Annotated in this window: 8 protein-coding genes; 5 read left to right on the top strand and 3 right to left on the bottom strand. The window is 64.5% G+C overall.

All coding sequences use genetic code 11. The features are described 5' to 3' along the window. Window positions 1–259 precede the first annotated feature (259 nt). Complete coding sequence (locus tag OPIT5_13915) at window positions 260–4,885, top strand: aankyrin (GenBank protein AHF91141.1); 4,626 nt, start codon at window positions 260–262, stop codon at window positions 4,883–4,885. Between the two features lie 15 nt (window positions 4,886–4,900). On the opposite strand, the gene OPIT5_13920 is transcribed toward OPIT5_13915, so the two are convergent. Then, the gene (locus OPIT5_13920) at window positions 4,901–5,110 is read right to left on the bottom strand and encodes a hypothetical protein (GenBank protein AHF94383.1); all 210 of its coding nucleotides are present in this window, start codon (window positions 5,108–5,110) and stop codon (window positions 4,901–4,903) included. Window positions 5,111–5,146: 36 nt separating this feature from the next. On the opposite strand from OPIT5_13920, the gene OPIT5_13925 reads away from it, so the two are divergent. The 3 genes from OPIT5_13925 to OPIT5_13935 all read left to right on the top strand — a co-directional run bounded on the left by OPIT5_13925 (window position 5,147) and on the right by OPIT5_13935 (window position 18,808). Then, the gene (locus OPIT5_13925; GenBank protein ID AHF91142.1) at window positions 5,147–11,425 is read left to right on the top strand and encodes an ankyrin; all 6,279 of its coding nucleotides are present in this window, start codon (window positions 5,147–5,149) and stop codon (window positions 11,423–11,425) included. 67 nt (window positions 11,426–11,492) lie between these two features. Continuing rightward, a complete protein-coding gene (locus OPIT5_13930; protein ID AHF94384.1) occupies window positions 11,493–15,977 on the top strand; it encodes a hypothetical protein in 4,485 nt (1,494 codons plus the stop codon). 158 nt (window positions 15,978–16,135) lie between these two features. Further along, window positions 16,136–18,808: a hypothetical protein gene (locus OPIT5_13935; protein AHF91143.1), complete on the top strand. Its 2,673-nt coding sequence runs from the start codon at window positions 16,136–16,138 to the stop codon at window positions 18,806–18,808. Window positions 18,809–18,838: 30 nt separating this feature from the next. Here the strand turns inward: OPIT5_13935 and OPIT5_13940 are convergent, their stop codons facing one another. After that, entirely contained in the window at window positions 18,839–19,630 is a 792-nt protein-coding gene (locus tag OPIT5_13940) for a methyltransferase (protein AHF91144.1), read from the bottom strand. Between the two features lie 158 nt (window positions 19,631–19,788). After that, the gene (locus OPIT5_13945; GenBank protein ID AHF91145.1) at window positions 19,789–19,899 is read right to left on the bottom strand and encodes a hypothetical protein; all 111 of its coding nucleotides are present in this window, start codon (window positions 19,897–19,899) and stop codon (window positions 19,789–19,791) included. A 17-nt stretch (window positions 19,900–19,916) separates the two neighbouring features. Here OPIT5_13945 and OPIT5_13950 point away from each other — a divergent pair, with 17 nt between their 5' ends. Beyond that, window positions 19,917–20,135, top strand: a complete 219-nt coding sequence (locus OPIT5_13950) for a hypothetical protein (protein ID AHF94385.1) — start codon at window positions 19,917–19,919, stop codon at window positions 20,133–20,135. Window position 20,136: the final 1 nt, after the last annotated feature.

Here is a 20,136-nt window from a genome sequence, read left to right on the forward strand (position 1 = left end):
CTTTTTATCTGGTTTCTCGTCCTGTCCTCGCCGGTCTTGCTGCCGCGGTGGTTGAACCCGGTGTTTGCCAGTCTTCCCGGCGGGTGGCAGGAGGTGCCGGAAGTAAAACTCGTCGATGCCGTCCGACGCGGACGGCGAAGGAGAGGCACGCCGCCTCATCGTCGCCGGAGTCAACGTCAACTTTCTGGATGCCCCTTGCCGAAGTCGCCAAATTCCTTGAGGCACCTGAACCCAAAACCTGATCCCCTCTGACCCAATCATGCCAGACAGTAACATTTTCCTGTTTCACACTGTTCATCGTGCCGGCGTTGCTCACCCGGGAAATTTCAACCAGTGGAGTTCCCGCGGCATTTTGATGGTCGCGTTTTCCCTGTGCGCGTTCACATCATCCCTGATATCGGCGTCGGAGAAACAGACGGGAAACGCTGGCGCGGCCGGACGGGTGACCGCAACATCTGCCGACGATTTTGTCCGCTTCATCGACGCCGCCCGCACGGGCGACGTGGCGGAGGTGCGGCGGTTGCTGGCGGCAGGAATGGATGTGAACCGGGGCGACGCCTATGGGCAACCGGCTCTGCTTCATGCTATCGATGCCGGGCAGTCCGAAGTGGCGGTTGCGCTTGTCGAAGCGGGGGCGGACCTGACACAAACCGTGAACAATGAACTGCCGCTTTCATGGGCAGCCATGACCGGTGATGTGGGCCTTGCCAGGGCCATGTGGAAGCGCGGAGCCGATCCGGCGGCGCAACCCCGCCGTGGACCAAGCTATTCTCCAGGGGCGACGCCGCTCATGCGTGCTGTCGAATTCGGGCATCTGGCGATTGCCCGTGGATTCGTGAATGCGGGCACACCGTGGCGCAACGAGACCGACCGGGGGACCGGCGCACTCGAATTCGCGGCGCGGAGCGGAAGCGTGGAGTGCATCCGGTTCTTCCTCGGGAACGGAGCGGACCCCGACTTCCCCGTCCCGGCCTCAAGTGCGTGGGCGGGTAGCGAGCATGGAGGGCCGTTTCGTCGTATTGCGACCGGAAATACGCCGCTTGTCGCCGCCGTCGAGTGCGGGCACCTGGAGGCGGCGCGGGTGTTGATCGATGCCGGGGCCGACGTGAACCGGCCGGCCACGGGGATCGTCAGCACGACGCGCGGCCTTGTCGGGAAGTTGACGCGTACGCCCCTGGTCTCGGCGGTGCTGCACAATCAGGCCCACCTGATCCCGCTGTTGCTCGAACGTGGCGCCGACCCGCGGGCGCTGGATGGGCTGGCAATCCGTCTGGCTGATCTTATGGGTGACAGGGAAGCGTATGCGCTGTTGCGACAGGCAGGGGCACCTGCGCCGGAGCCGTTCGCATTTCGGGAATGGCTGCCGAAAACGGCGCGGGCGACGGATACGGATGGCGAAAAGACCTGGTCCTTCCGGCGACTGCAATTGCCGGGACAGGTGACGGACAGCCGGTCTGCGCCTGCCTTGCCACCCGGGGGGATTACGCTGGCCATTATCGACGAGAAGGGAACGGCTCCCGATATTGAGGCGCATCTGGTTGCCCGGCTTTCAGGGTTGGAGAATGTGACGCTGGTCGAACGCGGCGAATGGAAACGCATTGCTGCCGAGCGTGGATATCTGGCAAACGGGCGAGTGGTGGAGCCGGCGCGGCTGGGTAATGTATTGGGAGCGGATGCACTGGTCTTTGTGCAAATGGATCGTTTGTTCGGGGAACCGGTTTGCAGTGTGCGGGTGGTCAGCGTGAAATCGGGAGTGGTGGCCGGTATGGTCCGGCTGGCGGTGGTCCCGGAGGAGAGCGAGCGTGTGACCGATGTTCTCGCGCGGTGCTGTCTGGAAGCGGCGGCTCGCGGGTTTGCCGGGACGAGCCTGGTGGCGGTGGCACCGTTCGTGGCCTCGACCAATACTCGCGAGGCACGTGAACTGGAGCGACTGTTCGGATTCGGCATCAGCATGGGGCTTGCGGCGTTGCCGGGCGTGGTGCCGGTGGAGCGGGCGGAACTGGCGCAGCTGCGCATGGAAACCGGAGGGAGTGATGAATTGCTGCCGAGCCACTGGTTGCTGGAAGGGCAGGTGGAGCCAGCCTTGACGGATGGAGATGCACCGTCGTTGGCACTTGTTCTCACGCCGGCCGGTGGTCCGGGGGAAACTCCCGGACATGCGGTGCGGCGGCTGCAAATAAAGGGTACAGGGAAGACGGTTGCTCAGGTGGCGAATGAGGCGATCGCCGGATTGACGAGCTTGCTGGACTTGATTCCGGAGTCGCCGGGTGACCGTGAGGCGGAGGCGGGGGGATTTTCGGAGATGGCGCGACGTTATCTGCAACATCGCATGTGGGGAGCCGCCCGGGCAGCGGCGGAGGCGGCATGGGCTCTCGGCGGCGGTGGCGACGTGGCGTCCGGTTTGCGAATGGATGCGATTTCCGGAAGATTGATGTATTACGAAAAATATTACAGGGAAACCGCGGAGACCGAGCAGGAATGGTCGGGATTGTCCAGTCTGGTGTCCCGGCTCGACCCGTTGTCGGTGGCGCGGAAAGAGGATGCCGGGGGGCGGGCGTTGTCGCCGGAATATCTTCTGGAGGATGCCCGGACATTGCTGGATTTGTTCGAAATGGTGCTGGAGCGAGTCGAAAGGCAGCATGACGAGGGTGGAGGAAGTGACGCCGGATTTGCCGGACAGCCGTTCACTGCGTGGATCGCTGGCGATATCTGGAATGCCGCCACGGTGCCGTTGCGAATGACGGCTCCATTGTCATACGAAGATAATTACGGGGCGGGTTTTAATGAATTGAGAAACAGATTGCTGGATCTGAACAACCGTGCGTTCGCACTGGCGTTATCGCGAGGAGATACGGTAGCCGCGGCTTCGTTGAGGGTGTGGCGTTGCCGGAACATGCCTTGGTGGGAGCCGGACGGGAGTCGCGGGCGCGCGGAGGTTGTACGATGCTTGCGGGAATCGCGCGACTGGGCCGGGCCGCTTTCGGGGCACGCCGTGTGGGGCGGAGTATGGTGGTCGGCATGGGAGCGCGCAGTCACGCCGCCTGCGGTGGAGGATGCGGCATTCCGTTTTTGGGGAAAAATGGCGAGGGAGCTGGTGATATCGTCCGATGCGGGCGAACGATTTCTGGGTCTGGCGCTTCTCAATCGCATGAGCATGAGCCAGCGTGTGGCGGAAGATGCGTGGCGAGAGGCGTCTGTGCTTTGCCGGATATTGTTCGAAAGCGAAAGTGCATGGCCGGGTGCGATTCGCAGGGAATGTACGGGAGAGATGCTGCGAGGGAAGAGCCCTTGGCGGATGGTGACATCATGGTATGCAGACGCCATGTCGGTCATGGTACAGCCGAGGTTGCTCCGGACGCCGGGAGGCCGGACCTGGTTGCCCGGACCACGGATAAATTCGCAACCGGAGCGCCTTCTGGAAGACTGGAAACGGTTTTGCCTCGAATGGACGCTGACGGGACTGGAGCGCATGTCTGGATCGGGAACGGTTTCCGGTTACCGGACCATGCCGATGGTGGTTGGAGACGAGACGGGTGGCTTGCCGGCGGTCGGGATGCAGAGGCTGGCCGACGCAATGCACGGAGCATCCCGCGTATTGCATGGGGAGGGAGGCAAGGGAACGCCATTGCGAGAGATGGCGGAGAGTCTGGAATGGCGGGCAAAACGCTACTCGGTGCAGGCCACCGCAATGCAGGCCGAACATCGGGATCCGCCCGGAATGGGAAAGGACGAAAAAAAACGGGATCACCAGCGGGTGTTGCCGACGGGTCCGGCGCGTGGCCTGGTCACGACAACTCCGGATATCAGGACCGCCACGATCGATGAGCGCATTCTCGCCCGCATTGGTCCGGCCAGTGCAGGCGATTACCTCGGGGTGAGGACGACGGCCGGGGACTGGTTGATCAACGGTCAGGATGCATCGGCCTGGCAGTTTGACGACGAGGGGCGAATTGTCGGTCGCATCTCGTTTTATGATACGAACGAATCGCGATCGAAAGACGGGGCTGATACCGGAAATGGCGGACGTCCGGTGTGGATGCCGGGCCGCCTGGAGGGGGACATGCAGGCCGCAGGGGCGGACGTGACGGATAAATGGTTTGCGTGTCCGGGGGGGCGAGCGGAAACAAATCGCCGGCGCCCGGACTGGCCCGACCGGATTTTTTTGCAGAATCGTGTTGTGGGAGGCTGGCACGAACTGAAGTCACCACAGCCGTTTCATGCGATTTATGATGTGAAGATTATCGGAGATGCTGTGTATTCAATTTTCGTATATAATCCGGACGCGGCGGCCGGACCGCGCAATCGGGGAGATTTTCTGCTGCAGGGCGACCCTTTGGTCGGGATCATGGAATACGATATCGAAAAAACAGAATGGCGGTTACTGGTGAGTAGTCGCCGGATGCCTGCGGCGTCTCCGCTGGATGGCAAAATGCAAAAGCCTCCGGAGCGGCTGCTAAAAGTGTCGGACGGGAACAAGGGAAGCATTCTGATGGTGGATGGATTTCCCGGGCATGTCTATGATGCTCGCACGCGGGCATGGCGTGCGTCGGCGTCGGAGGAAATCGGGCAGGCGAAGAAGCTGGAAGAGGACGCGCGGTTCTGGCGCCTGGCGGGGCGTCAATGGTTTGCCTGGGCAAGCGAGGGGCGGGCGGGTTTTCTCGAACGCGGGCGCGGGAAGACACCGGTGCGGCTTGCTCTGGAGTTCGACACATCGGGGGAAAACGGGTTGCTGGCGCGATTGCCCGAGGATGTGCGGCGCCAAGTGTCGCTTGCGGGGTTGGGCGGAGGTTGGGCGACCAGGATGTCGGGCGGCCTGTTGCTGTGGCGCGGGCCGGTTTATTACTGGATACCAAAGGCGCGGCTCGAAGAGGCGCTGATGCAATAAAACATTATCCGTTTTTCAGATCATGATAACCGCACGCTTCCCTTTTTTTCCGGCTGGTTGTCTGGCGTTCGCCGCAATATTGCTCACGGGTGATGCAATCGCGCCGGATGGATCGGATGTGGTTCCGCAAAAAAGCGGTGAATCGTTCACCGGCTTCATCCGCTTCATCAATGCCGCCCGCACGGGCGACGTGGCGGAGGTGCGGCGGTTGCTGGCGGCAGCCATCGCATTCGGAAAAACCTCGGGAGCGGACGCGAAAACATGCTCGAACGGAATATCGTCGAGGCCGTGCCTGCGGAGGGAGGCGTGCTGTTGTGGCAGAGTCCAGTATATTACCGGATCCCCGACGCCCGTTTCCGCGAACTCCGCGATGCCATCCTTTTCCGTGGAGAGAAACGTGAACAAATCCTTTCGCCTCAAAATCTGCCGATCCTGAAACGATTCCATTTTCCAGCTTCTTTTCATCCACCCTTGTTCACTATGAAACCGGCATCCATTCCCGCTCTCGTCATTTGCGCCATCATTGCCTTGTCCCTTGCGCCTGCGCTCGCATTTTCCGGCAGCGAATCGCAGCCGAAACCGCCGCTGGTGGCGGTGATGCCGGAGGTGCTGGTGCAGAAATTGCCGGGAAAGGAACAGCAGTTCAAACGCGGCGGCACACTGGCCGTGCTGGTGCAGGCGTCGCTCGGGGCCGATCCGCGCTGGGCGTTTGTCGAACGCGAACAGATTCAGGTGATCGAATCCGAACAGGAACTGGCCGCGGCAGGCGCGTCGCGCGAAGCGGCTGCGCTTGGAACCGTGTCGGCATTGCGCCGCGCCCGGCTGGCCGGAGCAAGCCGGGTGCTCTCCATCCGGTTGTTCGGAGACCGGGAAAATCCCCGCGTGCTGGTCGAGGTTGCCGATGCGTTGAGGGCGGAGCGGCTGGCACGGGTCGAGGAAACGCTGTCACCCGATTTGTTACCCAACGAAAGCTGGCTTTCCATGCCGCCCGATGCCGCTGTCGCCAGTGTCGCCGGATGCGTGACGCGCGCGCTCGAAACCGCTGATGCCGGCGCGGCCCGGCTGGAAGACATGACCGTTGTCGCCCCGCTTGCCTTCGTGAACCGGAGCGCTACCGATCGGCTCGAACCGTTGGGACGCGCGCTCGACGAGGCGCTGCGCCACCGGTGGTCGCGAGAGGATAGCCGCATCCACGTCCTCTCCATCGGCAGGGAAATGGCGGATGGCGCAACAGGTCATTCCATCGGGGCCGAAGGCACGTTCGATGAATCGCTGCTGGTGCTCGCCGGCATGAGCGCGGAGAGCCAGGAGGCGTGGGCGCGGGTCGCCGACGTACTCGTATGGGGCGAGTTTTCCGAGGCCGGGGACGACGGCCCGCATGGATGGCGTCCTCTGGAAACGCCGGTAACGCTGACCGTCAGGTGGTCCGCGGGCGGTGACAAAACCGGCTCACTCCGCATGGACGGGACGTTGGGAAACCTCCCGCAACTGGCGGAAAAGATGGCGGCGCAGGTGACGGACAAGGTTCGCGGACTGAAGGGCCGGCTTTCGGCGGAAGATCGCCTGAAGGCGGCGGCTTTCATGTCCGAGGCAGCCAGCGCCCAGGGAAGTGAAAGCCGTGCCCGTGCCACGGAGCGCAGCCGGGAACGGTTTGCGGAGGCGGCGCACCGGATGAGTGTGGCCGCGTTTCTCGCTCCGGAAAACCGCGAGTGGCGCGAACTGCGCGTGCAGATGGGCATGTCGGTTTGCGAAGACCGCAGGGAACGTCCCGGTTACGATCTGGCATCGTGGCGGAATTACTGGGCGACGGAGTTCTGGCGGGTGTACGACCAGTTTGGCGTGGATGCGCAGGGGCGTGTGGACCTCGGGCTGATGGCGCGGGGCGCCCGGTATCCGATTTTTACGACAGGAGCGTCGGAACGGTTCATGAAGGCCGGCCGTCTGCTGGCCGGTGCCAGGATAAAGAGATCGACATGGCCTTTTGGCGATTTCTGCGAAAAATTTCTCTCCCAGTTGCAGTCATATGACGTGGAGCTGGCGAGGCGGCGCGAGATTTTCGAGGCGATGTGGCCTGTCGTGAGGCAGGGGATACAGAATGAAAAGGAGAAGGCGTTTTCGGTGGTTCACTTCATCTATGAAGGAGATTCCGTCCGGGCGACGAAAGCGCTGGACGGCGATTCCGGTTCGAAACCGGCGGCCGGGATGGCGGAGGCGACGCAGTCGCGCGAGGGGGCGCCGGTGTGGTTTGTCTCCGATGATCCGATGCGCATCTTCCGGGCTTCTCCCGGAGGCCGGGGCGCGGGAGTGGCGGGGCGCGGAGCCGCCCGTCCGGAGGAGTTTTTCATTCGTGTGCGTCCGTCGCTGAAGGACCGGATGGCGGCGCAACCACTGAAGCCCAGGAGCGCATGGGAACGGGTGCGCTCGCTGTTCTCTTCGGACGAGCCGGAGACGATAGCCGCGGCTGTGGCGATTCCCCCTCCATTGCCCGTTCTCGATCCGGAGGAGTTGCCTGCCGCGCGGTGGATGTCGCTGGGATGGGCTTGGGCCAAGGGCGCCCGCCGGGGAGACAACCTGGCGGACTGGATGGATGACGTTTCGGCGGTGTGCGCGGAGCCGCGCGGCGTGTGGGGCGTGATCCCGGAAAAATGGGGTCGCAAGCGATACGGAGCGGCGGACCAGAACGGGTTGTTTCTGGACTTCGCCGGGTTTGGCCTCGGATCCGCCGGAAGTGTGGCAGGGGTGAGCCCGGCCGAACGTATCACGGATGTGGCTCTGGTCGGTGGCGAAGTCTGGCTGGCTGCTTATGGCGGAGGTATCCGGATCGTGGAGCCGGGCCTGCTGACCGACGCGCCCGGCGCCGGAAAGACCCGGCGACTGACGGGGGCGGAAGGTTTGCTGCGCGACGATGTGGCGGAGCTGGCCGCGGGCAAGGGCTTCGTTCTTGCCGGAGACAAGGTCGCCCGCCGCCAGTGGGACGCTGACGGGAACACGGAAATGATCAGCAGCGTGGCGACCGATTTGTCGCGTATCACGAAGGCTGCGTTACCGGATTCGGCCGCGCTTCGGGGAATCCCGCCGGTGGAGCGTGCCGCGATCCAGTCATTCGGAAATGATGCCGCGCGTCTGGTGAAGTTGCCCGAACAGGTCGGTCGTATTTTGTGGAAACCCCTGCCTGATCGCGAACGGGAGATCCGGCAAAACCGCAGGGAAGGAGAGATGTCGGGGCCGTCGTTTTGTCCGACCGGCGCGGGCGATGGTTACTGGGTGAGCGACGGTCGCTCGGTCGCCTGGGCGGCGGGCGAGCGGATGCAGCCGCTCGCGACCTGGGAGAGCGCCGAAGTGGGCGCGCTGGCGGATGATGGCCGGCATCTGTTTGTCGCTGCGAGCATCGACGGCTTTCCCGTTCTGCACTACTTTACACCCCGTCCGACCTGGGACGGGCTCCGGGTTTACGTTTACGACTACAGGGAGGGAGCGTGGCGGGGGTGGTTCCGCGTGCCCGGTCCGGTGACGGCGATGGCGGCCACTCCGGGCGTACTGGTGTTCGCCACCATGGGCACGGGTGTTTACGACCACGGAGTGATGTTTGTCAGCACCGGAATGATCGCACCGCCCTCGGGCGGAGCCGGCGGCGGCGTGCTGTCGGCGGTTGTTGGCGGGGACCTGCTGGCCTTGCGGGCCGCGATCGCGGCCGGAGCTGATGTCAACGAAGCCTCGCCGTGGGGCTGGACGCCATTGATGGCGGCCTTGTGGAGAGCGCCGGATGCATTTCCGGATAATGAAAAAGTAACTACGAGTGGAGCGGCCGCCGGCCCGGAGGGGCCGGGAAATGCGGATGATCTCGCAATGGTCAGGATGCTGCTGGATGCCGGAGCGCGGTGTGATGTGAGCAACGCGTGGGGCTGGCATCCGCTCTTTGTCGCCGCCGCGTGGTCGCGTCCCGGAGCGGTGCGCCTGTTGCTCGACGCCGGAGCGAAGGCGGACTACCGCATGGAGCCGGTGCTGGTGAACGGGCGTCCTGTCGCGGCGGCGCGTGTGCGCCCGACAGCCTTGCATGGCGCAATATGCTCCGACCGGGCGGACGTGCTGGCGATGTTGCTGGAAGCGGGCGCCGATCCTGTGCTGGCCGACGGACTGGGCCGGTCGCCGTTTGCGCTGGCCGCAACTCATGCGGGGGAAACGGTGGCGGGCAAGCTGCTGGCCACTGGAGCCGTCAGACGGGCGGAGGCGCTGCGGCTGGCCACGGCGGCGGGTCGCGCAGGGTTGGAGTCGGCGGCGGATCCCTCGGCCGCTGGCGTCGCGTCTTCGGGCGGAGAAAAACAAAGTAACGGGGATTCAACTACGAAAGAGGGCGTCGGGAAGCGGGATCAGGAGATGCTGGATATGGAACTGCGCGCGGTGGTGGCGCGGGAGCGCGGGGAGCGTTTGCTGTCTGCGATCAAGCCTTTGTTGGAGGCCGGAGCCAATCCTGTGCGTGAGATCCGGGAGGAGGAGCAGGGCGGGGTCCGCACGGGAGCGACCGCGATCGAAATGGCGATGAGGCAGCGTCAAACGGAAGCGATTGAGATGATGATCCGCCATATGGCAATCGATTCTCTCAACACCGCCCGCAAGACGGACTGGCAGCGCCCGGGGACGTCGGTTGGCGCGATGTTGCTGCGGTTGCTGCTGGATCGCGGATACCCGGAGCAGGCCGCGTTGCTGCTGGAGCGCGGGTTTGCGCCGGATGTGAAGGCGGACGAAGAACTGGGAAAAATGGATGACAGTGTGTATCCATTGTTGCGAGTGGCCGTATTGCATGGGAATTCACGCGGCGACGCTGCGGAGGTGGTGCGGGCGTTGCGGCGTTCGGGTTTCCGGAGACTTGCGCGGCGCGTGGCCCGCATGGGAGACGAGAGCGTCATGGCGGGGATCGTCCGGATGCGTGATGCGGTTTCGCTGGAGGCATTGTTCGAGCCGATTCCGGATTCACTGGTGGAGCTGCGAGCGTGGGATGAGGTGGAAGATCTGAGAAAAGCCACCGGGAGCACCAATCCGTTTTTTCCCGTTGTCGAGGCTGGCTGGCGCGAGGGCATCGAGGCGCTGGTGCGCGCAGGTGTGGAGCGCAATGCGATGAGCAACAGCACGGAGAAAACGCTGGCGGACATCATACGCGACCGGCCGGAACTGGCCGTGATTTTCAACGGGCGTCCCGGTTCGCCGGACAACACGCTCGAAGGCGCGCGTGCCCTCCTCGCCGTGGCGAACAAGGAAAGTGCTCCGCCGGATTCCCTGTTCACCCCGGCCGTGTTGCGATATCGTGACCAGGACGGCGCAGGTGTATTGTTGATATCGGTACGAAATGGCGGTGGGAAAACCGTCCGGCGGATTCTGGACGCGGCGAGAGGGCTGGGTATCGATCCGGGGTTGTCCGGCCAGACCTGGCGAGGCGAGACGGTCGTGAATGCCGCGGCGACGGCCTGCGACGCTTCGACGGTCAAGGCGCTCCTCGATGCAGGCGCCGATCCGGATGGCCCCCGTGACGCCTGGACGCCGCTCGTCGCAGCGGCAAGGGAAGGTTGCAGCGACGTCGTCAAGGTGCTGGTCGAAGCCGGCGCAGATGTCCGCCGCATGGATCGTCTCGGTTTCCAGCCCGTAATCGCAGCCTGCATGGCGACTGGCGAGATGGAGTCGCTGAAAATCCTGCTGGGGACAGGCAAGGCGGGGCTCGACGCGCTGACCGACGAGGGGCACGGCGTGCTGGAGGCGGCCGTCATTTCCAATTCGCCCGAAAAAATCCAGTGGCTTCTCGATCAGGGGGCAAAGTGGGCGCTGCCCTGGAAGGAGGATTATCATCCTCTCAATACGGCAGCGCGGCGCGGGCTTGCCGGCAGTGTGCGCAAACTCCTCGAACTCGGACTCTACAGCCCGAAGGCGCTTTCCCTTGCCAGGGACGACGCCACGCGGGCCGTCCTCCAGGCCTACGGGGGCGAAGTCATGCATCAGTCGGGGGAGGACGAGGCGTTGTGGCCGGAAATTCTGGCCGACGCCAGGAACTGGCGAAAACGCGCCGAGGAACGGTTGGCGGCGGGCGGCAATGTCAATCACCAGTCGATGTACTGGACGCCGTTGTCGCTGGCCCTGAAAACGGACGATCCGGCCCGTGTGCGTTTTCTGGTGGAGCGCGGAGCGAAACCGGATGCCGGTCGTATCAATTATCAAATGACAGGCCCGGTGACCGTCTATTACGCATGGCTCAACAGTCGCGCCGCCGGGCATCATGACGAACCGAAAACGGATGCGATGGCGCTGGCCTGCCTGGATATTTTCTGGCCTTACGATCGCGATTCTTACGTGCGGAGTAGCCTGCTGGCGGCAGCAGTTCGCGGCAATATGCCGAAGACGGCGATCCGGATGATCGAACTGGGTGTGCCAAGGGAGGAAGCCGTCCGGGAATTTCGCAAAAATACACTCCTCACTGCCGAACAGCGCGCTCAATGGTCCAGAATCCTCGGTGTGACGGAACCGGTGCCGGATAACGCTCCGGGAGCAAAACCGTGAAAACCTGAAACACCTGTTTCATTCGCCTGCCATTCTTGTCTCTCTCCGACCTGAAAAACTGCCACTCATGATCCGTCCCTCCAGCCTCCCGCGCAAGGGGAGCCCGCTTCTGTCGCGGGCCGCCCTGTCCCGTTTGTTCATCGTTTCGATCCTGTTGCTGCCCTTGTCGCATCCTCTTTCGGGCGCGCAGGTCGATGCCCATACCGGTCTCGTTCGTGCGATCCGCATGGGCGACGAGGCGGAAGTGCGGCGGCTCGTCGAGGCGGGCACACCGCTCGATTTCCCGAAGGAAACAGGGGAGTATCCTCCGCTCTATCACGCGCTCGATGCGCGGCAGTTCGGCGTGGCCCGGTTCCTCGTGGAAGCCGGTGCGGAAATCACGGCGCGCAATGCCACCGGGCAACTCCCGATCCGTTGGGCGGCGCGGGCCGGGGACGTCGGCTTCGTCCGTTTTTTGATGAGCCGCGGCGCAAATCCCGGCGAGCGCATCCGCCGGCAGGACGGCGTGGAGTATTCGGCGGTCATGGACGCGATCGTCTGGGACCGGCTCGAGGTGCTTCAGGCTTTTGTCGAGGCAGGCGCGAGCCTGGACAACTTTGACCCCGGGCGCACCGCGTTGGGTCTGGCGGTGGAGTGGGAAAGCCTGCGTTGCGCGCGTTATTTCCTCGAGCGCGGAGCCAACCCCAACCGGCCGGAGAACGGCAACACGCTGCTTTCGCGGGCCGTTTTCATGCGGAGTTTCGACATGACGCGCCTGCTGCTCGAATTCGGGGCGGACGCCAACCGCGTGAGCCGCGGCGAGTTTCCCGTGACGGGATACGGAGTGGTCAGGCATACGCCGCTGTATCTGGCGGTGCTTCGCAGCGAACCGGAACTGGTGAAAATCCTCTTGCAAGCGGGGGCCGATCCGCAGGCGCTCGACAACGCGGCGATCCGCCTGGCCGACATGCTGGGCGATGCCGCTTCCCACCGGTTGCTGCGCGACGCGGGCGCTCCCGATCCGGGACCGCATCCCTGGACTGCGTGGGCGCGCGATGCCGGTTTCGGCGAAGAAGAAAAGGGAAGCCGAGCGACGGCGGAGCCCGGAGGAGCGGTGGACACCCTTCGCTCCCTTTTGCGGTTGCATCCGGGAGGAGCAGCGGTCGCCGAAAACCACGCCGGAAACCGCTCCGAACGCGATGCCGACCGCGCCGAGGCGCTGAGATTTGCCGCGCTCGCGCCGCCGCGCGCCGGTGCGGACGACGGTCCCGGCCGGCTGCCACGTGAGGTGAAATTTGCCATCGTCAACACTTCCTCCGCTGCCGCTTCCGGACAGGCGGCCAACGCGGAAAGCCTGCTGGCGGCCATGCTCTCGCAGACGGAGAACGCCGTCGTCCTCGACCGCCCGGAACTGCGGCGAGTGCTGCGCGAACGCGCGGTGCAGGCGGATCTGGCACGTTCGCCGGGGGACGTCGTGCGCGCGGGCAGGCTCCTGGGCGCCGATGTGCTGATCCTGCTGGCCACGCACCGGATCGGCGAAAAGAACGAGGTGATCGAGGCGCGAATCGCGGGGACCGGCACCGGACTCGTGCTCGGCAATTCACTGGCGGCGCTGGAGCCGGCCGCGCTCGAGGCGTGGGCGCGCGATGTGCGGGCCATGTGCATCGGCAGCGCGGACAAGCTGCTCGCGGCGCCGGAGGCGGTGCGCGTCGTCTCGGTGGCCCCTGTCGTCGCTTCGGTCAACACGCCGGATGCACGCGAACTGGAGCGGCAGACATCGCTGCTGCTGGCCCATCTGCTCGGACGTTCGCCGGGCGTGATTCTGGCGGAACGCGCGGCGCTGGAGAGACTTGCGATCGAAGGCGAGGCCGCCGGCCAGGACGGTTCGCAGACTTTCCGGGCGGGCGGTCGGGTGCTGGAAAGCGGACTGGAGGTCGCCCTCGATCCGGCGGAAAAACGGCTGTCGCTCGAACTGGTGCTGCGCTCCGTGACGACCGCGGGACAAGGCGCGGAACCGGTCCGCATCGTGGTGGAGGGCACGCGCGACGATCTTCGCGGGCTTGCGGAGGAGGCCGTCGCGCGGGTGGTGGCGGTGCTCGCTCCCGTATCCGGAGGGGAAGGACGCGAAGACCGGACCGACCGGCGGGCGGAAGCCGCGCAACTGGCGCGTCAGGCGGAAGACTATGGCAAGCGGGGGATGTGGACGCAGGCATCGGCCGCCGCAGAGGCGGCCTGGGCGCTGGGCGCGCGCGACGACGCCCTGCTGCGGCTCCGGCTGGAGGCTTCAACGGGGCGCGTGCTTTTTTCCTCGCGGCTGCTGCTGGCGGACAAACGGGCGCGCACACAGATGGCGGGCATCGTCAACCTGATGTCGTTCCGCGTGCCGCTGGCTTTCCCCGCCGAGGACGACCGCGAGCTTTCGATGGAGGGCTACCTCGACGAGGCGCAGCGCATCCTGGATTTTTATGAGGCCGGACTGGCGATTCTGGAGCCGGGGAGGGGAGGGAAGCAACTGGCCGGGAAGGACCTCCGGCGATGGATGATCGATGCGCACTGGGAGGCGGCCGCGGCGCCTCTCCGGTTCGGGGAACCGTTGTCATGGAGAAATGACTACGCAGGGGAGCTGGATGCCCTGCGCTCGCGGCTGTCGGCCGTGCATGCGCGTTCGCTGGCGCTGGCTGAGGCGGCCGGCGACGCGGGGCTCGTGCAATCGCTGGTGGTCCTGCGTTGCAAGAATCTCCCCTGGTGGCTGCCCGACGTGGCGGACTTCGAGGACGAGGTGATGCGCGTGCTGGCAGAGTGGCGCGATGCGGAGCCCCCGCGCTCGACCCATGCCGTGTGGGGAGGCATCCACGAGATCGCCCGCCAGCACACAAACTCCGTCAGCGGCCGCGCCCGGCAGTCCTGGGTGAAACTGGGACGCCGGCTGGCCGCGTCGGACGACATGAGGGAGCGGTTTCTGGGCATGGCGATCATCGCGGGCGATTCACTTTCGTATGCGAAAAAGGAGACCGCGCTGGCCTATATGCGGGAGGTGTTTCCGCAACTGGTGGAGGAGGACGCCGCCGTGCCGGGTGAAATCGCCCGGCCCTCCTTTGCCGACGGGCCGGTCAGTCCTTTCGACTGGCCGCGGTTTGCCGCATGGTATGCCGAAGTGCTGGAGCGCGGGGTCTTCGACGGCCGCTGGAGCGGGGAAGGGCAGGAACGCAGGTTTTTGGAAAACCGGTTTTCCACGAATCTGCTGTTTTCCGACGGACGGGCTTTCTGGCTGGCCGGCCTCAGCCGGCGGTTCGAATTGCTTGGCGACACCGGACGCGGCGGGTTTTTCGGGCTGCGCGGATTGCGGGAACGGGTTCCGCTCGGGGAGGCTCCGGGGGAGGGCGGGGCGGAGAAAATGCGCCGGCTGGTGTTGCAGGCAGCGGAGCGTTGCCAGGCGTTGATCGGGGCCGGGACGATGGAGTCGGGTCCCTGCACCGCCCTGCTCCACCTGGCGAGGGAACTTCGGGAGGCGGGCGGCAGGGAGGCGGAGAGCGGGCGGGATGGCGCGCTCGTCCTGCGCCATCCGCGCATGTATTTCGGGGAAGACTATCTGGCGTCGTCCACGCCGGTCCGCTGGCTGCACAAGGTGACTGCCGGGGGGCTTCGCGTGAGCGGGGAAACGGAACCGTGGATCGTCGCCTACAACGGTCTTACCGGCCGCCAGACTCTGTTGCGCCTGGACCGCGAAGGAAACGTGGCCGGAACGATCCGCCTGCCGGAGGAAAAATATGAAATGGTCCCCCACCTGATCGACGTCAGCGACCGATGGGTGGCCGGCGCCACGGGCAACAACGCCCTGGCGGTGCTGGACCGGAGAACGGGCGGGTGGCGTTTGCTGGAGGAAATCGAACCGCAGGCGTCCGTGCGCGGGCTGATCCTGCGGGGCGACAAGGTGTGCGTATCGTTTGAATACAGCCCGCAGGTGGCCGGGGACGCGTGGCAGCACCGCAACACGGTCGAGGAGGCGCTGCGCGGCGTGGTGGCGATCGATCTGGCGACCGGCGGCAAGGATTTGCTGGTAAGCAGCCGGCGCCGCCCGGCGCGCTCCCCGCTCGATGAATTCATCCGGCCCTACGAGGGGTTTTTCAAGACGGGGACGGACGAGTTTTTTATGAGCGCGGGGCCGCCGGTGGTGTGGAACTGTGCGACGGGCGCCTGGCGCGAGGGAACGGCGGACGAGCGTCGCGAGGCGGCGCGCGCGGCGGAAAGGTCCCGCCTGGTTCGCGCTGGCGGGGCGCTGTGGAGCGTGCAGGGGTGGGGCGCGAAAAACACCCTGCGCGTCACGAATGCCGCCAATTCCCGGCAGGTCCTGGAAATCGCCTATGATCTGGATTACGGGGATCTGGAAGGGCTCCGCCGCCGACGCCCGGAACTGGTGGCGGCGCATGAACGGACGTTGCGAGGCGGCAACCCGGGACGAGCCACGGTCCTGGACGGCGGCGTCCTGATCGAGAACGGGATTTTCTATTTCTGGCTGTCTGAGCAGGAACTCGGCGAGATCATCGTCCGTCACGAAAAGGCTGGCGATTCATGAGCGGGCTGCCGGGTTGTGGAAGAGCGGTTGTCGAGACGCTGGCCGGCGCCCACGGCAGACGGGCAAATCAGGGGCTTGCGGGTTGCTCGTAATTGCATGTATGTCACCGCAGACATATTGATCCTGCCACTTCCTTCGTTGTCCGCCTTCTCGTTGCCATGAAAAAGATATCCTCTGTGGCCTTGCGCCTTGTCCGGTTGTGTTGCGTGTGCGGCGGATCCTTTCTCTTCGGGTCCGGTTGTGGCAAGGAGGCTCCTCGTCCGGAATCCGTCGTCGCGGGTACTTCCGTTGAGATTCCGGAGGCCGATTCCGTACATGTGCCGGTCAGGCGGGCCGACTGGCGGTGGCAAAACGAAAGCCATTTTGTCGTCGATTCGGTTGTCGGTGAAATTGCCTCCACGCTCGCGGCACTCCGCGATCCGGAACGTGTGAGTGCAGTGCCGGTGACGGTCGATGTGCGGGAACGCCTTCCGGCCGAAGGGGAACCGCTGACTTACGATGTCACGATCACCCCCGGCTGGCCCGACGGGCCGGGACCGTGGTCAGGGACGCTGGCGGTCACCGGAGCCATCTGGGATCCTGCCATGTACGCGCAAATGGCGCGGGCGTTTGCCGCGCACACGGGAGTCGCGCTGCCGTCGGCAGACGCGCCCGCGCCCGAGATCGATGCGCGCGCCGACACGGCTTTTGCAAAAGCGTTGGCCGAAGCGGACGGCCCGGCGCTCGAGCGGATCAACCGGCTGATCTCCGCGCAAATGAAGGAGAACTTGCGGGCGGCTTCGATACATGACCGTGCGGTATTATTGCTCGCTGTCTTCGCGCTGCGTGACGCGGCAGGGGATTTTACATCAATTGCCCCGACGCTTGACCGCATGGCAGCACAGCTCACACTGGCCGAAGTTCTGGGCGGTGATGTGACCGAGGCGAGCGAAGCGCATCGCTTCGCGAATGCAGCGCTCGCGACGCTTGTTAACGACCAGCGACGCGCGTTGGCCTTGCTCGATGAACTCGAGCCGGCGGAAGGTCTGGCTTGGGCAGCATGGAAACGAGCGCTGCGCACGCGTATCACGGGAGACTACCGCATCGCGCCGCCCGCAGGACAAGAGTTGCTGTTGCTGGAGCGGCGCGAGCGTTATCGGGCTTATGCGCAACGCGTGGACGGCGAGCGCGCTTGGGCGATATGGGAACAGTTTCCCGAACGCTGGAAATCGATGCCGGACTGGTTTCGCATCGTGCGGGGCCAGGGCACGGGTGTCGCGATCGGGCATGTGCTTCTGGATACCGGACTGGCCCTGGAGGAAAATGAAATCAGGACAGTCTACAGTCTTTCCACTCGCGGAGCGGAGCCGGCTGCAGATGGTTCCCGGCGCGAACAGCGAACAGGTGATGATGCCTGGGTGGCGGCGCTCAACACGCCGCCCGGCCCCTTGATAAGGGCGGCCGTGAAAGAACCGGGCGGGTTCGCACTTCGTATTATCGACTGGGGCCTGTGGGCGGATCAGCTTCAGCGGCATCTGTGCCATACGATCAAGGGCGATCACCATTTTCTGATGCGCCAGTGGTCCGTGCCGGACTATGCGGAAAAATATCGCAGCCGGGCGGATGCGCTTTTCGGCAGATTGCGATTGTATGCCTTCGCACAGCGCGAAAACGCAGTGGATCAGGCCGGGTTCGACCAGGCGCAGAAAGACGTTATCGTAAAAATGCAGGCTACGCCCGAGCTCGTACCGCCTGCTTTCTGGAGCCTGGTGCGTTATCAGGTGCGTCGGATGCCCCTGCATGACTTTATGCCGGCAGATGACATCGCTGCATGGCGTCGGCATTCACCGTTGCCCGGCACGGCGTACGATCCGCAACCGGCATACGCCCGGTTTGCGCTCGACCATCGGTCGGACCAGCCTGCCGTTTTCGATGATCTTCTGGCGCGCGCTCCGTATGATGCCGGGATCGTGAAGCGTGTATTGTATTTCCGTTACAAGGAAAATATACCCGAGAGCGCCGCGGAGAAGCTGTATGGTCCTGTGCTCGATTATGATGCCGGAGCCGTCGCATGTCTCGTGAAGATTACGGAGAAAGATCCCGGGAAAAATATAGTCTGGCTGGAAAAGGCGGCGAAACTCGACCCATTCTATTTCTACAAACTGGCAGAGTATTGGGTTGCACAGGGCGATGCCGCCAAAGCCGAAGATTTTTACGAAAAGGCTTTCGCACAAAATGCCGACTCCGTGCAGGCAGCGAATAAATCGTTCTGGCTTGTCAATCGTTACGAAGATACAGGCCGGTCCGCACAAGCGACGAGGCTGGCCGATCAGGCGGGGCAAACCTGGTCGCATCGGGGCCTGGAAACCCGGGCGTGGCTGCATGAACGGCGAGAGGAATACGGGCAGGCGATGAAGTTCTACGAGGCGATCCACGAGCGTTACGATTCACCGGAGCCGCTGGTGGCGGCCGCGCTGAGGATCCGGGCGAAGACCGGCGATGCGTCCTGGGCAGAGCGCTACGCAAGGATCATCCGCGAAATGTCTCCGCAAGATCCGGAACCGGTGACGGTTGCAAGTCTGGGCAGCGATCCGCCGGTGGTCGGAATGAGGTTTACCGGTGACAGTGAATTGCTGCGCAGTTCAGGGCTGCTGCCGACGGATATCGTGGTGGCGGTGAGAGGCTACCGGGTGTGGGGACACATATCGTATTCGTTATTGCGGGATACAGAGTTCGGAAAACCCATTGCGCTGATCGTCTGGCGCGATGGCGCCTATCGGGAAGTCGTGGCGCCGGCTGTTCCGAACAATCTCTTCGGTGTCGGGATCGCGGACTACAAGGCAGCACGGTGACAACAGAAATGGTGAAGACCATCGGCCGTGTCAGCCGCGCTCCAGCACCAGCATCGAGTCCGCTCCCCGGAAGAATGCGTGCGGCACCGGTTCCTCGCGCGAGGCGATGCCGTCGCGGGCGAGTTCCTCGCGGAGCGCGGCCAGGGCCGGGTAAGGCAGGCCGTTGTTGCCGCAGACCGGGTGAATGCGGACTTCCCCGCGGCTCACGCGGACGAGTTCGCGGCAGGCGGCGAGGTGGAAGGCGGCGTCGAACTGCGCGGCGTGCAGGAACAGGAAGTGCGCGCACAGCACGAGGTCGAACTCGCCGTCGGCAAACGGCAGGTGCGGGAGCCGGGCGCTGACGTAGCGGCCGCTCAGGAAACCGGTTTCGTAGTCGTCGAGAAAGCGCGCGGCGGCGGCGCGGCGGTCGGCTTCGGCGGCGTCGATCGAACAAAAGTCCGCCCCGTTCGCATCGCAACGGACAAGGCCGGGTTTGGTCCGGAGTTGCCGGAACATCGTGGCGTAATCGATTTTTACATACGCGTCGAGCGTGCCGGACGTGCAGCCATAGAGCGGATCGGCGGCGGTCACATCGAGGCCGAACGCGCCGGCCTCGGCGGCAAACGAGGACGGGCCGGCGGCCGTGTCGAGGACGCGGCGGCCGCGCAACGTCGCGGCGTCGAGCGAGAAGAAACGCAGGTATTCGGCCAGCGAACGGCCGAAGAAACGCACGACGGGCGTTTCGAAGACCGCGGGTGCGGGCGGGATTGTCTGTCGGACAGGACTGTCGTCGGTCTCGTCGGCGGCGATGGCGGATTCGGGGAAGGAGGCGGTGGCGATCATGATGTTTTGATTTGGAAAAAAGGTTGGCGGAAATACGGGAGGGAATGCGTGGCGGGTGGATTTTGGCCGGAAACAAAAAGCCCGACTCTGGAACGAGAGTCGGGCCCGGTGGGATGGGTTACGCCGCCTTCAGGCGGTCTGCGTGTCTTTTGCACGCGTCACCATCGCCGGGCCAATTGCCACCAGCCATAGCCGTAACCAAAAAAATACAGCGCCGACGCGGGAAGCGTGGCGGTGCCGGTTAACAGGCGTTTGCAGGCGGAATTCATAAACGTGAACCACACCGATGCCGGATCTTGCCGAAAAGGCAAGCCCGGGAATTTTCGGGAGCGGCGGCATTCCTGCCGCTGCCGACGACGCGAAGCGTCGCCGGTCGGGGAAGGTCGAGGTCATGCTCCGTGCAAGGGGCGCGTCGCGCCTCGTCGCAGCGGCAGGAATGCCGCCGCTCCACCGCTGGCGCTTCTTCGCCACCTTCATCGCGTTTTATGGATTGGCCGGGGCGTAAA

The organism is Opitutaceae bacterium TAV5 (genome assembly GCA_000242935.3).
In the GTDB taxonomy this organism is placed as follows: Bacteria; Verrucomicrobiota; Verrucomicrobiia; order Opitutales; family Opitutaceae; genus Geminisphaera.

Coding starts and splice junctions, on each gene's coding strand:
- OPIT5_13915 (AHF91141.1), top strand. CDS start 260: ATGCCAGACAGTAACATTTTCCTGTTTCACACTGTTCATCGTGCCGGC.
- OPIT5_13920 (AHF94383.1), bottom strand. CDS start 5,110: ATGGCTGCCGCCAGCAACCGCCGCACCTCCGCCACGTCGCCCGTGCGG.
- OPIT5_13925 (AHF91142.1), top strand. CDS start 5,147: ATGCTCGAACGGAATATCGTCGAGGCCGTGCCTGCGGAGGGAGGCGTG.
- OPIT5_13930 (AHF94384.1), top strand. CDS start 11,493: ATGATCCGTCCCTCCAGCCTCCCGCGCAAGGGGAGCCCGCTTCTGTCG.
- OPIT5_13935 (AHF91143.1), top strand. CDS start 16,136: ATGAAAAAGATATCCTCTGTGGCCTTGCGCCTTGTCCGGTTGTGTTGC.
- OPIT5_13940 (AHF91144.1), bottom strand. CDS start 19,630: ATGATCGCCACCGCCTCCTTCCCCGAATCCGCCATCGCCGCCGACGAG.
- OPIT5_13945 (AHF91145.1), bottom strand. CDS start 19,899: ATGAATTCCGCCTGCAAACGCCTGTTAACCGGCACCGCCACGCTTCCC.
- OPIT5_13950 (AHF94385.1), top strand. CDS start 19,917: ATGCCGGATCTTGCCGAAAAGGCAAGCCCGGGAATTTTCGGGAGCGGC.